This window comes from Frigoribacterium sp. ME-P-080 (genome assembly GCF_030209595.1).
Taxonomy (GTDB): Bacteria; Actinomycetota; Actinomycetes; order Actinomycetales; family Microbacteriaceae; genus Frigoribacterium.
Genome location: NZ_JARVRR010000002.1, coordinates 247,768 through 264,136 on the forward strand (window position 1 = coordinate 247,768; position 16,369 = coordinate 264,136).

Below are 16,369 nucleotides of genomic sequence, written 5' to 3' on the forward strand. Positions count from 1 at the left end.
CCGGGGGGCCGCGCGCGCCTCCTCGGCGATGCGGCGGGTGCGCCGCCGAGAGGAATGCAGGAGGCGCGGGCTGGGTTAATATCGACTACCGGGCTCGACGGCGATCCGGTGCCAACCCACCCACCCTCATCTCGCTCCTTCGAAGGGGACTCATGGACCAGCCGGACCCGTTCGGATTCATCGGACTCACCTACGACGACGTCATGCTGCTTCCGGGCCGCACCGACGTCATCCCGAGCGAGACCGACACCTCGTCGCAGCTCACCAAGCGCATCCGGGTCGCGGTGCCGCTGCTCTCGGCCGCGATGGACACCGTGACCGAGTCGCGCATGGCCATCGCCATGGCGCGCCAGGGCGGCATCGGCATCATCCATCGCAACCTCTCGATCGCCGACCAGGCCGCGCACGTCGACAAGGTCAAGCGCAGCGAGTCGGGCATGATCACCAACCCCGTCACGACGACGCCCGACGCCACGGTGGCCGAGGTCGACGCGCTCTGCGGGCAGTTCCGCGTCTCGGGCCTGCCGGTCGTCGAGGGCGACGGCACGCTGGTCGGCATCATCACCAACCGAGACATGCGATTCGTCTCGCCGTTCGAGATGTCGACGACGCTCGTCCGCGACGTCATGACGAAGGCCCCGCTGATCACCGCGCCCGAGGGCGTCGACCCCGACTCGGCGATCGCCATCTTCGCGCAGCACAAGATCGAGAAGCTGCCCCTGGTCGACGAGGCCGGGCACCTGCGCGGCCTCATCACCGTCAAGGACTTCGACAAGAGCGAGAAGTACCCCGACGCCACGAAGGACGACGAGGGCCGCCTGCGGGTCGGCGCCGCGATCGGCTTCTTCGGCGACGCGTGGGAGCGCGCCAGCGCCCTGCGCGACGCGGGGGTCGACGTGCTCGTGGTCGACACCGCCAACGGCGAGAGTTCGGGCGAGCTCGACATGATCCGTCGCATCAAGGCCGACCCGAGCTTCGCGCACATCGACGTCATCGGCGGCAACGTCGCCACGCGCAGCGGCGCCCAGGCCCTGATCGAGGCCGGCGCCGACGCCATCAAGGTCGGCGTGGGCCCGGGTTCCATCTGCACCACCCGCGTCGTCGCGGGCGTCGGCGTGCCCCAGGTCACGGCCGTCTACGAGGCGTCCCTCGCCGCTCGCGAGGCCGGCGTCCCGGTCATCGCCGACGGTGGGCTGCAGTACTCGGGCGACATCGCCAAGGCCCTGGTGGCCGGCGCCGACACGGTCATGCTCGGTTCGCTGCTCGCCGGCTGCGACGAGAGCCCGGGCGACCTGGTGTTCGTCAACGGCAAGCAGTTCAAGAACTACCGCGGCATGGGCTCGCTGGGTGCGATGCAGACGCGTGGCAAGAACACGTCGTACTCGAAGGACCGCTACTTCCAGGCCGACGTGCCGAGCGACGACAAGCTCATCCCCGAGGGCGTCGAGGGTCAGGTGCCCTACCGCGGCGCGCTCAACAACGTCGTGTACCAGCTCAGCGGTGGTCTCCGTCAGTCGATGTTCTACGTCGGAGGCCGCACCGTGGCCGAGCTCAAGGCGAACGGCAAGTTCGTCCGGATCACCGCCGCAGGCCTGAAGGAGAGCCACCCGCACGACCTGCAGATGGTCGTCGAGGCCCCCAACTACCGCCGGTGATGCCGCCGGGCCGGGGGCGCGACCCCCGGCTCCGGTAGGGTGGCACGGTGACTGAGGTAGAGATCGGCGTCTCCAAGCGAGCCCGCCGCGCGTACGCGTTCGACGACATCGCCATCGTTCCGAGCCGGCGTACGCGCGACCCGCGCGACGTCTCGGTCGGGTGGTCGATCGACGCGTTCCAGTTCGAGTCGCCGGTCATCGCCGCGCCCATGGACTCGGTGGTCAGTCCGGCCACGGCCATCCGCATCGGCCAGCTCGGCGGCCTCGGCGTCCTCGACCTCGAGGGCGTCTGGACGCGCTACGACGACCCCGAGCAGGTGCTGGCCGAGATCCGCGAGCTCTCCGACGACGACTCGGTCGCCCGCATGCAAGAGATCTACAGCGAGCCGATCAAGCCCGAGCTCGTCCGCGACCGCCTCGCCGAGATCCGCGCCGCCGGGGTCACCGTGGCCGGCGCCCTCAGCCCGCAGCGCACCCAAGACCTGTACCAGACGGTCGTCGACGCCGGCGTCGACCTCTTCGTCATCCGGGGCACGACGGTCAGCGCCGAGCACGTCGCGAAGAACAGCGAGCCGCTGAACCTCAAGAAGTTCATCTACGAGCTCGACGTCCCCGTCATCGTCGGTGGCGCCTCGACCTACACGGCCGCCCTGCACCTGATGCGCACCGGTGCCGCCGGCGTCCTCGTCGGGTTCGGGGGCGGCGCAGCCAGCACGACCCGCGCCTCCTTGGGCATCCACGCTCCCATGGCGAGCGCCGTGGCCGACGTGGCGGGCGCGCGCCGCGACTACCTCGACGAGTCGGGCGGGCGCTACGTGCACGTCATCGCCGACGGGGGCCTGGGCACCTCGGGCGACCTGGTCAAGGCCATCGCCTGCGGCGCGGACGCCGTCATGCTGGGTGCCGCGCTGGCCCGGGCCGACGACGTGCCCGGCGGTGGCTACCACTGGGGCGCCGAGGCGCACCACCCCGAACTGCCCCGCGGCCGACGCATGCACGTGGGCACGATCGGCTCGCTCGAGAAGATCCTCTACGGCCCCGCCACGACGGTCGACGGCACGTCGAACATCATGGGCGCGCTGCGTCGTTCGATGGCGACCACCGGCTACAGCGACCTGAAGGAGTTCCAGCGCGTCGAGGTGGTTGTGGCCCCCTACCAGCCTCACTAGCGTTTGATGGGGTGGTCCGGTCGAGAGACCGGGCCGACCGAATCCAACGATGGAGGCTCGCATGGCCAAGTCCGCGTCCGTTTCGCTCTCCACGAAGCTCGGCCCCGACGAACGGGCCGCAGCCGTCGAGGCGTTGAAGACGAAAGAACTCGACATCCTCGTGATCGGGGGTGGCATCGTCGGTGCGGGTTCCGCGCTCGACGCCGTGACGCGTGGGTTGAGCGTCGGCATCGTCGAGGCCCGTGACTGGGGCTCCGGCACGTCGAGTCGCTCGTCGAAGCTCGTGCACGGTGGCATCCGCTACCTCGAGCAACTGAACTTCCGTCTCGTGCGCGAGGCGCTGATCGAGCGTGGCCTGCTGTTGCAGCGCCTGGCACCGCACCTGGTGAAGCCCGTGCGGTTCCTCTACCCGCTCAGCAAGCCGGTCTACGAGCGGTTCTACATCGGTGCCGGCATGGCGCTCTACGACATCTTCAGCTGGACCGGTGGTCGCCCGCCCGGCGTCCCCCACCACCGTCACCTCACCAAGACGCAGGTGCTCCGCGCCATCCCGAGCCTGTCCAAGGACGCGGTCGTCGGCGGCCTCACCTACTACGACGCCCAGGTCGACGACGCCCGCTACGTCTCGTCGCTGGTGCGCACCGCGTCGAGCTACGGCGCCCACGCGGCGAGCCGCATCCGGGTCGAGGGCTTCGTCAAGGTGGGCGAGCGGGTCGTCGGCGTGAAGGCGCACGACTACCAGACCGGCGAGCACTTCGAGATCCGCGCCAAGCAGGTCGTCAACGCGACCGGCGTCTGGACGGACGACACGCAGGCCATGGTCGGCGAGCGGGGACAGTTCAAGGTGCGGGCGTCGAAGGGCGTGCACCTCGTGGTGCCGCGCGACCGCATCCACTCCGACATGGGCATGATCTTCCGCACCGAGAAGAGCGTCCTGTTCGTCATCCCGTGGGGCCGTCACTGGCTCGTGGGCACGACCGACACCGACTGGGACCTCGACAAGGCCCACCCCGCGGCCACGGCGGCCGACATCGACTACATCCTCGAGCACGTCAACAAGGTCATGGCCGTGCCGCTCACCCGGGCCGACGTCGAGGGCGTCTACGCCGGTCTGCGTCCGCTGCTGGCGGGCGAGTCCGACCAGACGTCGAAGCTCTCGCGCGAGCACATCGTCGCCCACACCGTGCCGGGCCTCGTCGTCGTGGCCGGTGGCAAGTGGACGACCTACCGGGTCATGGCCGAGGACGCCATCGACGAGGCCGTCGCGGCCCTCGACGGCCGCATCCCGTCGAGCACCACGATGGAGATCCCGCTGATCGGCGCCGAGGGGTACCACGCGGCGTGGAACAAGCGCGGCAAGATCGCGAAGGCGTTCGGCGTCCACAAGGTGCGCATCGAGCACCTGCTCAACCGGTACGGCACCACGACGGACGAGATCCTCGACCTCATCCGCGACGACCCGTCGCTCGCCGAGCCCCTCCCCGGGGCAGACGACTACATCCGCGCCGAGGTCGTCTACGCCGCGAGCCACGAGAGCGCCCTGCACCTCGAGGACGTCCTCGCCCGCCGCACCCGCATCTCGATCGAGGCGTGGGACCGGGGCGAGTCCGCCGCTCCCGTCGCCGCCAAGCTGATGGCCGGCGTGCTCGGCTGGAGCGACGACGAGGCCGAGGCCGAGGTGGCCAACTACCTCAAGCGGGTCGCCGCCGAGCGGGCGAGCCAGCTCGAGCCCGACGACGAGTCGGCGGACCGCGTCCGCCTCGAGGCGCCCGACATCACCTTCGGCTTCGACGAGGACGACATGGTCGTCGCCGGTGCCGACCAAGGAGGCGCGCCCAAGCCGGGCGAGGAGGTCACCGAGCCCGCGGGCACGCCGGGCGACGACACCTCGGCGGGCAGCCCGGGCGGTCGCCAGGGCTGATGCCCGGTCGCTCGCGCGACCACCTGCAGGAGGCGCGGTGCCCGTTCGTCGGGCACCGCGCCTCCCGCGGTTCCTCCGTCCGCGGACACGGGAACACCTGTGGAGGGTGACGGGTTGTCCCCACCGTGAGCAGCCCGGCTGCCGCGGCCGAACCCGCCGCTAGGCTGAGACGACTGCCCCCGAGTCCACTGGAGACGAACCATGGTTGACGTGCGTCGAGTCAAGCTCCCCGGCGTGGGTGTGCTGCACACCTTCATCACCGACGACGGCGGCAAATGCGGTGTCATCACGCACCGCTCGGGTCACAGCGACCTCATCACGTTCAGCGACGACGTCGACGGCGACCACGTCAAGAAGGTCTCGCTGCGCCTCAGCGAAGACGAGGCGCACACGCTCGCCGAACTGCTCGGCGGCACGCGCATCACCGAGTCGCTCTCGGCCCTCGACCAGATCCCCGGCCTCAGCATCGACTGGTTCACGGTCGACTACGACGACCACATCGCCGGTCAGCCGCTCGGCGACCTCGGCGCCAAGGGCGTCGTCGGCCTGACCGTCGTGGCGGTCGTCCGGGGCGACGCGGCCAACCCGGCGCCGTCGGGCGACTTCAAGGTGTTCCCCGGTGACACGCTCGTCGTGGCCGGTTCCCCCGAGAAGGTCGCGAAGGCGTTCTCGTTCTACCGCACGGGCGAGCTCAAGCACCGCTCGCCGGTCGACGCCCCACCCGGGGGCTAGGCCGATGCACCTGGGTGAAGAGCTGATCGTCCTCGGCATCCTGCTGCTGATCGCGTACGTGCTCGGCCGCGCCGGCAAGCTGATCGGCCTGCCGTCGATCCCGATCTACATGATCGTCGGCCTGCTCGCCAGCACGAACACGGGGTGGTTCCCGCTCAGCTTCGAGTCCGACAACATCGAGTTGATCGCCATCTTCGGGTTGATCCTGTTGCTGTTCAACCTCGGCCTCGAGTTCGACCAAGACGAATTCTTCTCGAACGCGGGGCGGCTCATCGTCTCGGGCGGCAGCTACATCGCCATCAACATGGGCGTCGGGCTGATCTTCGGCTTCATGCTCGGGTGGGGCACGCGCGAGGCGCTGATCATCGCGGGCATGACGGCGACGTCATCGAGTGCGATCGTCACCAAGCTGCTGATCGAGTTGAACCGCCTGGCGAACCGCGAGACGCCGATGATCCTCGGCGTCACGGTCGTCGAAGACATCTTCATCGCCATCTATCTCGCGATCGTGTCCGTCGTGCTCAGCGGCGAGACCGACCCCGGGCCGGTGATCCTGAAGCTCGGCATCGCCTTCGCGTTCCTCGTCGTGATGTTCGGCGTGGCCCGATGGGGTGGTCGCGTCGTCTCCCGGCTCATGCGCACACGTGACGACGAACTCTTCACCGTGCTGTTCTTCGGACTGGCCGTGCTCTTCGCCGGCCTCGGCGAGGTGCTCGGGGTGACCGACGCGATCGGCGCGTTCCTCATCGGCCTGATCATCGGGGCCACGAAGTTCCGCAACCGGGTCGAGCAGTTCGCCCTGCCCATGCGCGACGTCTTCGGGGCGTTCTTCTTCCTGAACTTCGGCCTCGGGCTCAACCCGGCCCTGTTCCCGAGCGTGCTCGGCCCCGTGGCCATCGCCGTGGGCATGACCGTGCTGCTCAACGTAGGTGCCGGGCAGTTCGTCGCGTGGCTCAACAAGCTGGGGCCGCAGGCGGGCATCAACACCACGGTCATCCTGGTCAACCGGGGCGAGTTCGCGTTGATCCTGGCGACCTTGTCCGCGGGTGCGGGTCTCGACGAGCGGTTGCAGCCCTTCGCCGGTCTGTACGTGCTGATCATGGCGGTGCTCGGGCCGGTCCTCGCCTCGAACAGCGAGCGCATCGGCTCGGTGCTGTTGCGGTCGCGCAAGAAGGCCGAGCGTGCCGAGGCCGAGGCCCGTCGTCTCGAACGCGAGGCGCGCAGCGGTGACGAGATCGCCCTGATGGAGGCCGCCCTCGCCGGTGACGACCTGGACCAGGCCGAGGTCACCGAGGACGACGACGAGCGCGAGACCGAGCGGGTCCGGGCCGGTGCGGCGCGGGCCGCCGCAGGCCGGGTCGACACCACGCGACACGGGGCCGACGCCGATGCCGACGCGGACGACGACCTGGACGACCTCGACGCGATGGACGCCGACGAGGCCCGCATCTGGGCCGAGCAGGCGGGCCAACAGAGCGACCAGCGGGCCACGCGCCGACGCGACCCCGAGTACTGAACCGCTCGCCGTCGTCCCAGCGGGTTCGTGGGCGACGCGAGGTACGATCGCCTCCGTGACCCAGACCGAGCAGCGCCCCGCCCTCCTCGGCGTCGACGGCGAACCGCTGCCCGCGACCATGTGGCACGTCGCCCGTCGACCCCGCTGGATCGCCCTGCTCGGCCTCGCCCTCGTCGTGGCGGCGATCTTCGCCTGGCTCGGTCACTGGCAGATCGAGCGCAGCGTCGAGAGCGTGCAGGTCGTCAACCCCGAGACCGAGACCAGCAAGGTGTTGTCGTCGGTCGCGACCCCGCAGACGCCCTTCGCCGACTCGCTCGGTGCCCAGCGCGTGTCCGTCACCGGTGAGTTCGACCCGGACGACTTCGCCGTCATCGGTGACCGCGTCAACGGCGGCGAGACCGGCTACTGGCTGATCGGCCGTTTCGTCGACGACGCCAACGGCGCCTCGCTGCCCGTGGGGCTCGGCTGGTCCGCGACCCGCGAGGGTGCCGAGGCCGCCGAGCCGTCCGTGGCCGCGACCTCGACCGTCACGGTCGAGGGCCGCTACTTCCCGTCCGAGTCGCCGACCGAGAGCGACTTCGAGAGCGGTGCGCAGACCGTCGTGTCCGTGGCCGCCCTGATCAACGAGTGGCCCGGCTTCGACGGCCAGGTCTACGGCGGCTACGTCGTCTCCGACTCCGCACCCGCGTCGCTGAGCGAGATCGACTCCGCGCCTCCGGCGTCCGACGTGCAGTTCAACTGGCTCAACGTCTTCTACGCGATCGAATGGGTCGTCTTCGCCGGCTTCGCCGTCTTCCTCTGGTTCCGGCTCGTCCGCGACGCGTTCGAGCGCGAGCACGAAGAAGCCGAGGAGGCGCGGGCCGAGGCGGACGCGCGCGGCGCGACCCAGCCGACCCGCGCCTCCTGACCCCGCGCGTCCCGACCTTTCGACATCGACAGGTGCCGTCCTGGCGCAGGGGCGGGCGCGGCTAGAATCGTCCCCATGCCTCTGAAGCCCCGGCAACGCGACATCCCGAAGATCCCGGGTGCCGTCAGGTTCTACAAGATCTCGGCGTACGTCACCGGCGTGATGCTGCTGCTGCTCATCTTCGAGATGCTGTTCAAGTACACGCCCCTGCAGCTCGAGATGCAGCTCGGCGGTCAGGGCGGGTTCCTCGTGCCCGTCGACTCGACCACGGGCTTCAACCTGTCGACCGCGATCCTCATCGCGCACGGTTGGCTCTACGTCGTCTACCTCTTCGCCGACTTCCGTCTCTGGAGCTTGATGCGGTGGCCGTTCTCGCGGTTCTTCCTCATCGCGCTCGGCGGCGTCGTGCCCCTGCTCTCGTTCTTCGTCGAGAGCCACATGACCAAGCTCGCGACACGGCAGTACGAAGCCCTGACCGCCGAGACCACCCCCACGACCGAGGGAGCCCCCGCGTGACCGACGCACCCGAGACCGCCGAGGCGTCGGCGACGACCGCCGCAACGGCCCCCGCACCGGCCGACCGAGCGCCCGAGACCGCGCAGAGCCCCGTGCTCGTGATCGACTTCGGCGCCCAGTACGCGCAGCTGATCGCCCGGCGCGTGCGTGAGGCAAACGTCTACAGCGAGATCGTGCCCCACACGATCACCGCGGCCGAGATCGCCGAGAAGAACCCCGTGGGCATCGTGCTCAGCGGCGGCCCGTCGAGCGTCTACGAAGAAGGCGCGCCGAGCATCGACGCGGGCATCTTCGACCTCGACATCCCCGTGCTGGGCATCTGCTACGGCTTCCAGGCCATGGCCAAGGCGCTCGGCGGCGAGGTCTCGCAGACCGGCCAGCGTGAGTACGGCGCCACCGACGTCACGCTCGCCGAGGGCGACAGCACGCTGTTGTCGGGCCAGCCGGCCTCGCAGACGACGTGGATGAGCCACGGCGACTCGGTGTCGAAGGCCCCCGAGGGCTTCGACGTGCTGGCCTCGAGCGCCTCGACCCCCGTCGCCGCGTTCTCGAGCGACGCCCGCAAGCTCTACGGCGTCCAGTGGCACCCCGAGGTCAAGCACTCGTCGTACGGCCAGGCCGTGCTCGAGAACTTCCTGCACCGCGCCGCCGGCATCCCCGCGGACTGGAACAGCGGCAACGTCATCGCCGAGCAGGTCGCCCGCATCCGCGAGCAGGTCGGTGACGCACGCGTCATCTGCGGTCTGTCGGGCGGGGTCGACTCGGCCGTCGCGGCCGCCATCGTGCACGAGGCCGTCGGAGACCAGCTGATCTGCGTCTTCGTCGACCACGGTCTGCTGCGCGCCGACGAGCGTCGTCAGGTCGAAGAGGACTACGTCGCCTCGACCGGTGTGCGACTCGTCACGATCGACGCCGAGCAGCAGTTCCTCGACGCCCTCGCCGGGGTGACCGACCCCGAGCAGAAGCGCAAGATCATCGGCCGCGAGTTCATCCGCAGCTTCGAGGCCGCCGCCGAGGCGCTGGTGCTCGAGGCCGCGGCCGAGGGCGACTCGGCCGTGAAGTTCCTCGTGCAGGGCACCCTCTACCCCGACGTCGTCGAGAGCGGTGGCGGTACGGGCACGGCGAACATCAAGAGCCACCACAACGTGGGCGGCCTGCCCGAAGACCTGCAGTTCGAGCTCGTCGAGCCGCTGCGCACCCTCTTCAAGGACGAGGTGCGCGCGATCGGGCGCGAGCTCGGTCTGCCCGAGGTCATCGTCGGGCGTCAGCCGTTCCCCGGCCCCGGTCTCGGCATCCGCATCGTGGGCGAGGTGACGCACGAGCGACTCGAGTTGCTGCGTGCGGCCGACGCGATCGCGCGGGCCGAGCTGACCGCGGCCGGCCTGGACGACGAGATCTGGCAGTGCCCCGTGGTGCTGCTCGCCGACGTCCGCTCGGTGGGTGTGCAGGGCGACGGTCGTACGTACGGTCACCCGATCGTGCTGCGTCCGGTGTCGTCCGAGGACGCGATGACGGCCGACTGGACGCGTCTGCCCTACGACGTGCTGGCCCGCATCTCGAACCGCATCACGAACGAGGTGGACGGCGTCAACCGCGTCGTGCTCGACGTCACCTCCAAGCCCCCGGGAACGATCGAATGGGAATGACCGGGCTGTTTTCGATGCGAAGCATCGAGCCCGGTCATTCCGGGGGAGCCTGCGACCCCGGTGCCCACCAGTAGCCGCGAACGTGGAGTGAGGCTGACGTCTCGCGAAGCGCAGTGACGCGGAGCCCCCTCCGGCAGACGCCTGCCCAGAGGGGGTTTCGTCGTCTCCGCGGGATGTCGTCGTTCCTGGATCTCGGGGTGCTCTCGGGCCAGGGTACGAACGAGCGGGCAGAACGTGCTCTTCATCTGCCCACGAGCAGCACCTTCTGCCCCCTCGGCCATCGACCCCCACCCCCTCGGCCGTCGACCCCCACCCACACAGAAGCGGGGCCCGTCCCGGTCGGAACGAGCCCCGCTTCGGGGTGGTGCGGGTGACGCCGCGCTGGCTAGTCGCTGCCGCGCAGGATGGCGAGCATGCGCAGGATCTCGACGTAGAGCCAGATCACGGTCATGACGATGCCGAAGGCGGCCGACCAGGCGTAGATGCGGGGTGCGCCGCGCTCGACGCCGGTCTTGACCTGGTCGAAGTCGAGGACCAGCGAGTACGCGGCCATGATCACGACGAGGATGCCCAGGATGAAGCCGAGCGGGATGCCGAAGATCTCCATGCCGCGGAGGCCCCAGGGGTTGCTGTTGGCACCGAAGATCATCAGACCGAAGTTGATCAGCGAGAAGACGCCGTAGCCGATCATCGCGATCATGAAGACCTTGGTGGCCTTGGCCGACGCGCGGATCTTGCCACTCTTGAAGAGCAGCAGGGTCGTGGCGAACACCGCGACTGTGCCGATCAGGGCCTGGGTGACGATGCCGTCCCACTGGCTCTCGAAGATCGACGAGATGCCACCGACGAAGAGACCCTGTGCCGCCGAGTAGGCGAGCACGAGCCCGGGGGAGGGCTTCTTCTTGAAGATGTTGACGAGCGCCAGCACGAAGCCGGCGATGGCCCCGACGAAGGCGAGGGCCGGGATGAACCATCCGATGGCCGCACCGACGAGCACGACACCGAACGCGAGCAGCGTCTTGGTGATGGTGTCTTCGTAGGTCATGCGGTCGGTCTGCGTGGGGCCGGCGGCGGGCTGCGAGTAGAGCTGCTGCAGCTGTTCGGCGGTCATGCCGTTGTACTCGACCGGCTGGGCTGCGCCCTGCTGCTGACGGATGACGGGCCCGCCGTTCTTCGAGAAGGCCGGCGACTGACTGAAGCCGGGATTCGAGAATGCCAAGGGGTTCCTCTTCTGATCGCTAGGGATGTGTGGATCGCCCGCGCAGGTTCACGAAGGCGTTTCCGTACAGATGAGGCTAACGCCTGTCGTGCAACGAATGGCTGAAGATCTGCCTGATGAGAGCCGCATTCTCGCAGGGCGAACGTGCGTGCCGTGCATCTTTTGCGTCTGCGGGGGGCGAGACGCCTCGTCCCCAGGGGCCGCGCCTCCTCGTCTCTCCACAGACGGTCTTTCCGCAGACGGCCTCTCGCCGGGAGGTCGGGCGGCTCGGGCTGCGCACGGGGACGCCGGTTAGCGTGACCGGGTGTCCACCTCGCCTCTCGTCATCGCCCATCGCGGCGCCAGCGGTCACCGACCCGAGCACGGCGAGGACGCCTACCGTCTCGCGATCGAACTCGGGGCCGACGCCATCGAGCCCGACCTGGTCGCGTCGAGCGACGGCGTGCTCGTCCTGCGGCACGAGAACGAGATCTCGGGCACGACCGACGTCGCCGACCACGACGAGTTCCGGCACCGCCGCACGACCAAGACCATCGACGGCACGAAGGTCACGGGCTGGTTCACCGAGGACTTCACCTGGGACGAACTCAGCACGCTGCGCATCCGCGAACGGCTGCCCGAGCTTCGGCCCGAGAGTGCGGCGCACGACGGCGAAGGGCGCATCCAGCGGCTGGCAGACCTGCTCGACCTGCTCGACGCGGCCGATCGGCCGGTCGGGCTCGTCGCCGAGGTCAAGCACGCCACCTACTTCGACTCCATCGGCCTGCCGCTCGGCGAGCTGCTCGCCGACGAGCTGCGGCAGCGGCGCTGGGTCGACGACCCGCGGCTGACCATCGAGTCGTTCGAGCAGACCGTGCTCGGTCGCCTGGCCGACCAGCGGCTCGGTGCCCGACTCGTCTACCTGCTCGAGAGGGCGGGCGTGGCGGCCGACCTGGTCGCGGCGGGGCGGACCTCGGTGGGCTACCGCGACCAGCTGCACGCCGAGTCGCTCGAGTCGTTCGTCGACGCAGGCCTGCACGGCGTCAGCCTCGACAAGCACACGCTCGTCGACGCGCAGGGGGCGACCGACGGTCGGGTCGTCGACCGGGCGCACGCGGCCGGCCTCGACGTCTTCACCTGGACGCTCCGTGCCGAGAACGCCTTCCTGGCCAAGGCCCACCGCGGCCCCGGTGGCAAGGCGGCCTTCGGCGACTGGCAGGCCGAGTTCACCTCCCTCATGACGCTCGGCGTCGACGGGGTCTTCGCCGACCAGCCCGAGCTCGCCGAGGAGGCGCGGGTCGCCTTCGCGTCCCGCTGACCCCGCGCGACGCCGCCTGCGCCCCTGGTCGCCCCGCGCCCTCTCGCCATGTCGGTGGTCGCGCTTAGACTCGACGGGCCATGACGATCGTGCTCGAGCCCTCTGACGCTGCCGGCGGTTCCGGCGACCCCCTGACCGCCGGTCTCAACCCCCAGCAGAAAGAGGCGGTCGAGTACCGCGGGCAGTCGCTGCTGATCGTGGCCGGCGCCGGTTCGGGCAAGACCAGCGTGCTGACCCGCCGCATCGCGGGCCTGCTGGCGACGCGCGAAGCGTGGCCCAGCCAGATCCTCGCCATCACCTTCACCAACAAGGCCGCGGCCGAGATGCGCGAGCGCGTGGCGCACCTCGTCGGTCAAGCAGGCGAGGGCATGTGGATCAGCACGTTCCACTCGGCGTGCGTGCGAATCCTCCGGCGCGAGGCTGAACAGTTCGGCTTCACCAAGAGCTTCACGATCTACGACTCCGCCGACTCGAGGGCCCTGCTCAAGCGCATCCTGAAAGAGCTCGACGCCGACCAGCTCGGGCTGACCGTCAGCATGGCCTCGGGCAAGATCTCCAAACTCAAGAACGAGCTCAGCGACGTCGAGTCGTACTCGCGCCAGATCAACATGAACGACCCGCAAGAGGTCATGTTCCTCGAGATCTTCCGGCAGTACACCCGCGAGCTGCAGCGGGCCAACGCCTTCGACTTCGACGACCTCATCGCCCAGACCGTCTACCTGTTCCGCGCCTTCCCGCACGTGGCCGCGCAGTACCAGCGGCGGTTCCGGCACATCCTCGTCGACGAGTACCAAGACACCAACCACGCGCAGTACTCGCTCATCCGTGAGCTGACCCGGCCGGTGCAGGCCGACCTCGTCGACGAGCTCGAGAGGGGCGGCCAGTTCGTCCAGTCGATGCGCGACGGCAGTGGCGGCATCCCCGGGGCGTCGCTCACCGTGGTGGGTGACTCCGACCAGTCGATCTACGCGTTCCGCGGCGCCGACATCCGCAACATCGTCGAGTTCGAGCGCGACTTCCCGAACTCGAAGGTCATCCTGCTCGAGCAGAACTACCGCTCGACCCAGAACATCCTCGACGCCGCCAACGCGGTCATCTCGAACAACTTCGACCGACAGGCCAAGAACCTGTTCACCACGGTCGGCGCCGGCCAGAAGATCGTCGGGTTCACCGGCTACACCGGTCACGACGAGGCCCAGTTCGTCGCGGACGAGATCGCGGCGTTGCACGAGTCCGGCACCGACTACAAAGACATGGCCGTCTTCTACCGGACCAACTCGCAGACGCGGGCGCTCGAAGAGATCTTCATCCGCTCAGCCATCCCCTACCGCGTGCTCGGCGGCACGAAGTTCTACGAGCGTGCCGAGATCAAGGACGCCATGGCGTACCTGATCACCGTCGCCAACCCGGCCGACCCGCTCGCCCTGCGACGCATCATGAACGTGCCCAAGCGCGGCATCGGTCCGGCGACCGAGACCGCGATGCAGCGCTGGGCCGACACCAACGAGGCGCCGCTGCGTGACGCGATGCGCAACGCCGACCAGCTCGGCCTCGGGCCGAAGGTCACCGGTGCGATCACGGGCTTGGCGAAACTGCTCGACGACGTGCAGGCAACGGCGGCGACCGCGCCCGTCCACGAGATCCTGTCGGCCCTGATCGCGGGCAGCGGCCTGGTCGAGGTGCTGCGCGCGTCGCGTGACCCGCAAGACGAGGCCCGCGCCGAGAACATCGACGAACTCGTCGCGGTGACGAAAGAGTTCCAGAAGAACAACCCCGACGGCACGCTGCTCGACTTCCTCACCGAGGTCACGCTGGTCGCGGCCGCAGACGACCTCGACGACACGAGTGGCACGGTGTCGCTGATGACCCTGCACACCGCCAAGGGGCTCGAGTACGAGGCGGTGTTCCTCACCGGCGTCGAAGAAGATCTGCTGCCGCACCGCATGTCGGCGAACGAGCCCGGCGGTCCGTCCGAAGAGCGACGACTGTTCTACGTCGGCATCACGCGTGCGCGACAGCGGCTGTTCCTGTCGCTCGCGATGACGCGGGCGCAGTTCGGCGAGGTCAACGTGGCGATGCCGTCTCGGTACCTGCAAGAGATCCCCGTCGAGCTCATCGATTGGAAGCAGTCGCCGGGCATGGCCACGAGCCGTGGGGGCACACAGCCGCGGGCGCTCAACGCCCGTCGCGAGGGTGGCGACGGCAACCGCGGAGCGACGCCTCGAGCGTCGGGTGGCTATGGCTCGGGCAGTTACGACCGGGCCACGGCGGCGGCCAAGACGAAGCCCAAGACCGAGTGGGCGAACCGGGTCACGGGTACCGTGCGCGACAACGGCGACATGGAGCTCGAGGCCGGCGACCGCATCTCGCACGTCGACTTCGGCGAGGGCCGTGTCATGGCCGTCACCGGCATCGGCGCCCGCCGCATCGCCGAGGTGCTCTTCGACGGCGCCGGCCGCAAGAAGCTCCTGATCAAGGTCGCGCCGATCGAGAAGATCTAGACCCCCTCCGCGTTCTCGCGAGAGGTCGTGTCGTGTGTCCTAGAAAGCAGGAGGGCCGCGGTCGTGTCGCTCTCAGGTCGGTGCCGGACGACCGTCACGCTGTGGTCGCCGATCGACAGCAGCGATCCGACCCGGGCGCGCGCCGGGGTGTGAGCCTCGAGTTCGGTGACCTCGCCGGTGGTCGCCACGAGGGTCGTGCCGTTTCCCGAGCCGAGATCGGTGACCCAGACGGCCGCGTCGGTACCGATCACGATCGAGACGTGATGGCGAGACAGCGACCGGCCGGCGTCGTCGAGGGGCACGACATCGGCGTCGGGCGGCGGGGGCAGGGGGCGGTCGGTTCGACGCCCGACCACGATCGCGCGCCGTGTGACGGGGACGACGCTCTCGTCCGGCAGCCGCAGGCCGTAGTGCCGAGGGCGAAGCGTCGTCGCCTCGAGATCGGGAACGGGTGGCACCGCGTCACCGCCGGCCGGCTGATCGGGGGCTGACCGCCTCGGGGTGGTGGCGGCAAATCGCGGCGCGTGAGGGATCGGGGCAGCGCGGGGTGCGAAGGTCGCGAGGGGCGCGGAGGGTGCGGCGGCGGACGGTGGCGTGCTCTCCGGGATGACGGGAGCCTGCTGTGCCGGCCCGCTTCGGCGCTCCTCGACGACGAACCCAGAGGAGGCGCGGGTCGGCGGGGGAGGGGACGTCACGATCGGCGCGGGCGGCTGGAGGGGCAGGGTGGTGACGCGCGAGAGCAGCCCTTCGGCACGTTGCTCACGAATCGTCTCGGCGGTGATCACCGGAGGTGGCGTCGGGTGTTGCTCGCGCCTCCTGGGCTTGTCCTTCTTGCGACGCATGTCGACTCCGATCTGTGGAGAACCGTTACGCAAACTATCAGGCATGACATATTGGTCGAGTCCGACCGACCGGTCGGCACCACCAACGAGAGGGACCACCTCATGGCCAATGTCACCGTCACCTACGACGACCTGCGCACGCAGGCCACCCAGCTGCGCAACGGGCAGCGTGCGATCGAAGACCAGCTGGGTCAGATGAAGTCGCAGATCGACAACCTCGTCGGCTCGGGCTACGTGACCGACAAGTCGTCGAAGGCATTCGACGCGACGTACACCGAGTTCACGACCGGGGCGTCGAAGACGATCTCGGCGGTCGAGAGCATGGCGACGTTCCTCGAGAACGCGGCAAGCACCCTTGAGGGCGCCGACCAGCAGCTCGCCAGCAGCCTGGGCTGACCGACCACACACGGGGACGGCCGGGGCGGGTCGCGGTGAGACGCGACGCGCT

General features: G+C 69.4%; 13 protein-coding genes. 11 read left to right on the forward strand and 2 right to left on the reverse strand.

Annotation, left to right across the window (positions count from 1 at the left end; genetic code table 11):
- Positions 1–152: 152 nt before the first annotated feature.
- The 8 genes from guaB (at position 153) to guaA (ending at position 10,062) form a co-directional block, all read left to right on the forward strand.
- The gene (gene guaB, locus QRN23_RS02690) at positions 153–1,655 is read left to right on the forward strand and encodes an IMP dehydrogenase (protein ID WP_123571262.1); all 1,503 of its coding nucleotides are present in this window, start codon (positions 153–155) and stop codon (positions 1,653–1,655) included.
- 47 nt (positions 1,656–1,702) lie between these two features.
- Positions 1,703–2,824, forward strand: coding sequence for a GuaB3 family IMP dehydrogenase-related protein (locus tag QRN23_RS02695; protein WP_056043439.1), 1,122 nt, complete (start codon positions 1,703–1,705; stop codon positions 2,822–2,824).
- Positions 2,825–2,885: 61 nt separating this feature from the next.
- On the forward strand, positions 2,886–4,745 hold the full coding sequence (locus QRN23_RS02700) for a glycerol-3-phosphate dehydrogenase/oxidase (RefSeq protein WP_082460137.1): 1,860 nt from the start codon (positions 2,886–2,888) through the stop codon (positions 4,743–4,745).
- 201 nt (positions 4,746–4,946) lie between these two features.
- The gene (locus QRN23_RS02705) at positions 4,947–5,477 is read left to right on the forward strand and encodes a cation:proton antiporter regulatory subunit (protein WP_043595745.1); all 531 of its coding nucleotides are present in this window, start codon (positions 4,947–4,949) and stop codon (positions 5,475–5,477) included.
- A 4-nt stretch (positions 5,478–5,481) separates the two neighbouring features.
- Positions 5,482–6,993 carry a cation:proton antiporter gene (locus QRN23_RS02710; RefSeq protein WP_173153373.1) on the forward strand — a complete coding sequence of 504 codons (1,512 nt, stop codon included), beginning with the start codon at positions 5,482–5,484 and terminating at the stop codon, positions 6,991–6,993.
- Positions 6,994–7,048: 55 nt separating this feature from the next.
- The gene (locus QRN23_RS02715; protein ID WP_056043434.1) at positions 7,049–7,900 is read left to right on the forward strand and encodes an SURF1 family protein; all 852 of its coding nucleotides are present in this window, start codon (positions 7,049–7,051) and stop codon (positions 7,898–7,900) included.
- Between the two features lie 75 nt (positions 7,901–7,975).
- Positions 7,976–8,416, forward strand: coding sequence for a DUF3817 domain-containing protein (locus QRN23_RS02720; protein WP_043595742.1), 441 nt, complete (start codon positions 7,976–7,978; stop codon positions 8,414–8,416).
- Between the two features lie 92 nt (positions 8,417–8,508).
- Complete coding sequence (gene guaA, locus QRN23_RS02725; protein ID WP_285062776.1) at positions 8,509–10,062, forward strand: glutamine-hydrolyzing GMP synthase; 1,554 nt, start codon at positions 8,509–8,511, stop codon at positions 10,060–10,062.
- A 385-nt stretch (positions 10,063–10,447) separates the two neighbouring features.
- On the opposite strand, the gene QRN23_RS02730 is transcribed toward guaA, so the two are convergent.
- A complete protein-coding gene (locus QRN23_RS02730) occupies positions 10,448–11,281 on the reverse strand; it encodes a Bax inhibitor-1/YccA family protein (protein WP_123571259.1) in 834 nt (277 codons plus the stop codon).
- Between the two features lie 304 nt (positions 11,282–11,585).
- On the opposite strand from QRN23_RS02730, the gene QRN23_RS02735 reads away from it, so the two are divergent.
- Together QRN23_RS02735 and QRN23_RS02740 are read left to right on the forward strand one after the other, a co-directional pair.
- A complete protein-coding gene (locus QRN23_RS02735; RefSeq protein WP_285062410.1) occupies positions 11,586–12,578 on the forward strand; it encodes a glycerophosphodiester phosphodiesterase family protein in 993 nt (330 codons plus the stop codon).
- Between the two features lie 80 nt (positions 12,579–12,658).
- Positions 12,659–15,079, forward strand: a complete 2,421-nt coding sequence (locus QRN23_RS02740; protein ID WP_285062411.1) for an ATP-dependent helicase — start codon at positions 12,659–12,661, stop codon at positions 15,077–15,079.
- Here the strand turns inward: QRN23_RS02740 and QRN23_RS02745 are convergent.
- The gene (locus QRN23_RS02745; RefSeq protein ID WP_123571256.1) at positions 15,076–15,966 is read right to left on the reverse strand and encodes an FHA domain-containing protein; all 891 of its coding nucleotides are present in this window, start codon (positions 15,964–15,966) and stop codon (positions 15,076–15,078) included. The two genes, QRN23_RS02740 and QRN23_RS02745, sit on opposite strands and share 4 nt — an antisense overlap.
- A gap of 57 nt (positions 15,967–16,023) precedes the next feature.
- Here QRN23_RS02745 and QRN23_RS02750 point away from each other — a divergent pair, with 57 nt between their 5' ends.
- Complete coding sequence (locus tag QRN23_RS02750) at positions 16,024–16,317, forward strand: WXG100 family type VII secretion target (RefSeq protein WP_043594286.1); 294 nt, start codon at positions 16,024–16,026, stop codon at positions 16,315–16,317.
- Positions 16,318–16,369: the final 52 nt, after the last annotated feature.

Bases quoted from the DNA above. Each gene is read 5' to 3' on its own strand.
- QRN23_RS02745 (WP_123571256.1), bottom strand. From the start codon at position 15,966: ATGCCTGATAGTTTGCGTAACGGTTCTCCACAGATCGGAGTCGACATG.
- QRN23_RS02705 (WP_043595745.1), top strand. From the start codon at position 4,947: ATGGTTGACGTGCGTCGAGTCAAGCTCCCCGGCGTGGGTGTGCTGCAC.
- QRN23_RS02720 (WP_043595742.1), top strand. From the start codon at position 7,976: ATGCCTCTGAAGCCCCGGCAACGCGACATCCCGAAGATCCCGGGTGCC.
- guaB (WP_123571262.1), top strand. From the start codon at position 153: ATGGACCAGCCGGACCCGTTCGGATTCATCGGACTCACCTACGACGAC.
- QRN23_RS02740 (WP_285062411.1), top strand. From the start codon at position 12,659: ATGACGATCGTGCTCGAGCCCTCTGACGCTGCCGGCGGTTCCGGCGAC.
- QRN23_RS02700 (WP_082460137.1), top strand. From the start codon at position 2,886: ATGGCCAAGTCCGCGTCCGTTTCGCTCTCCACGAAGCTCGGCCCCGAC.
- QRN23_RS02710 (WP_173153373.1), top strand. From the start codon at position 5,482: ATGCACCTGGGTGAAGAGCTGATCGTCCTCGGCATCCTGCTGCTGATC.
- QRN23_RS02750 (WP_043594286.1), top strand. From the start codon at position 16,024: ATGGCCAATGTCACCGTCACCTACGACGACCTGCGCACGCAGGCCACC.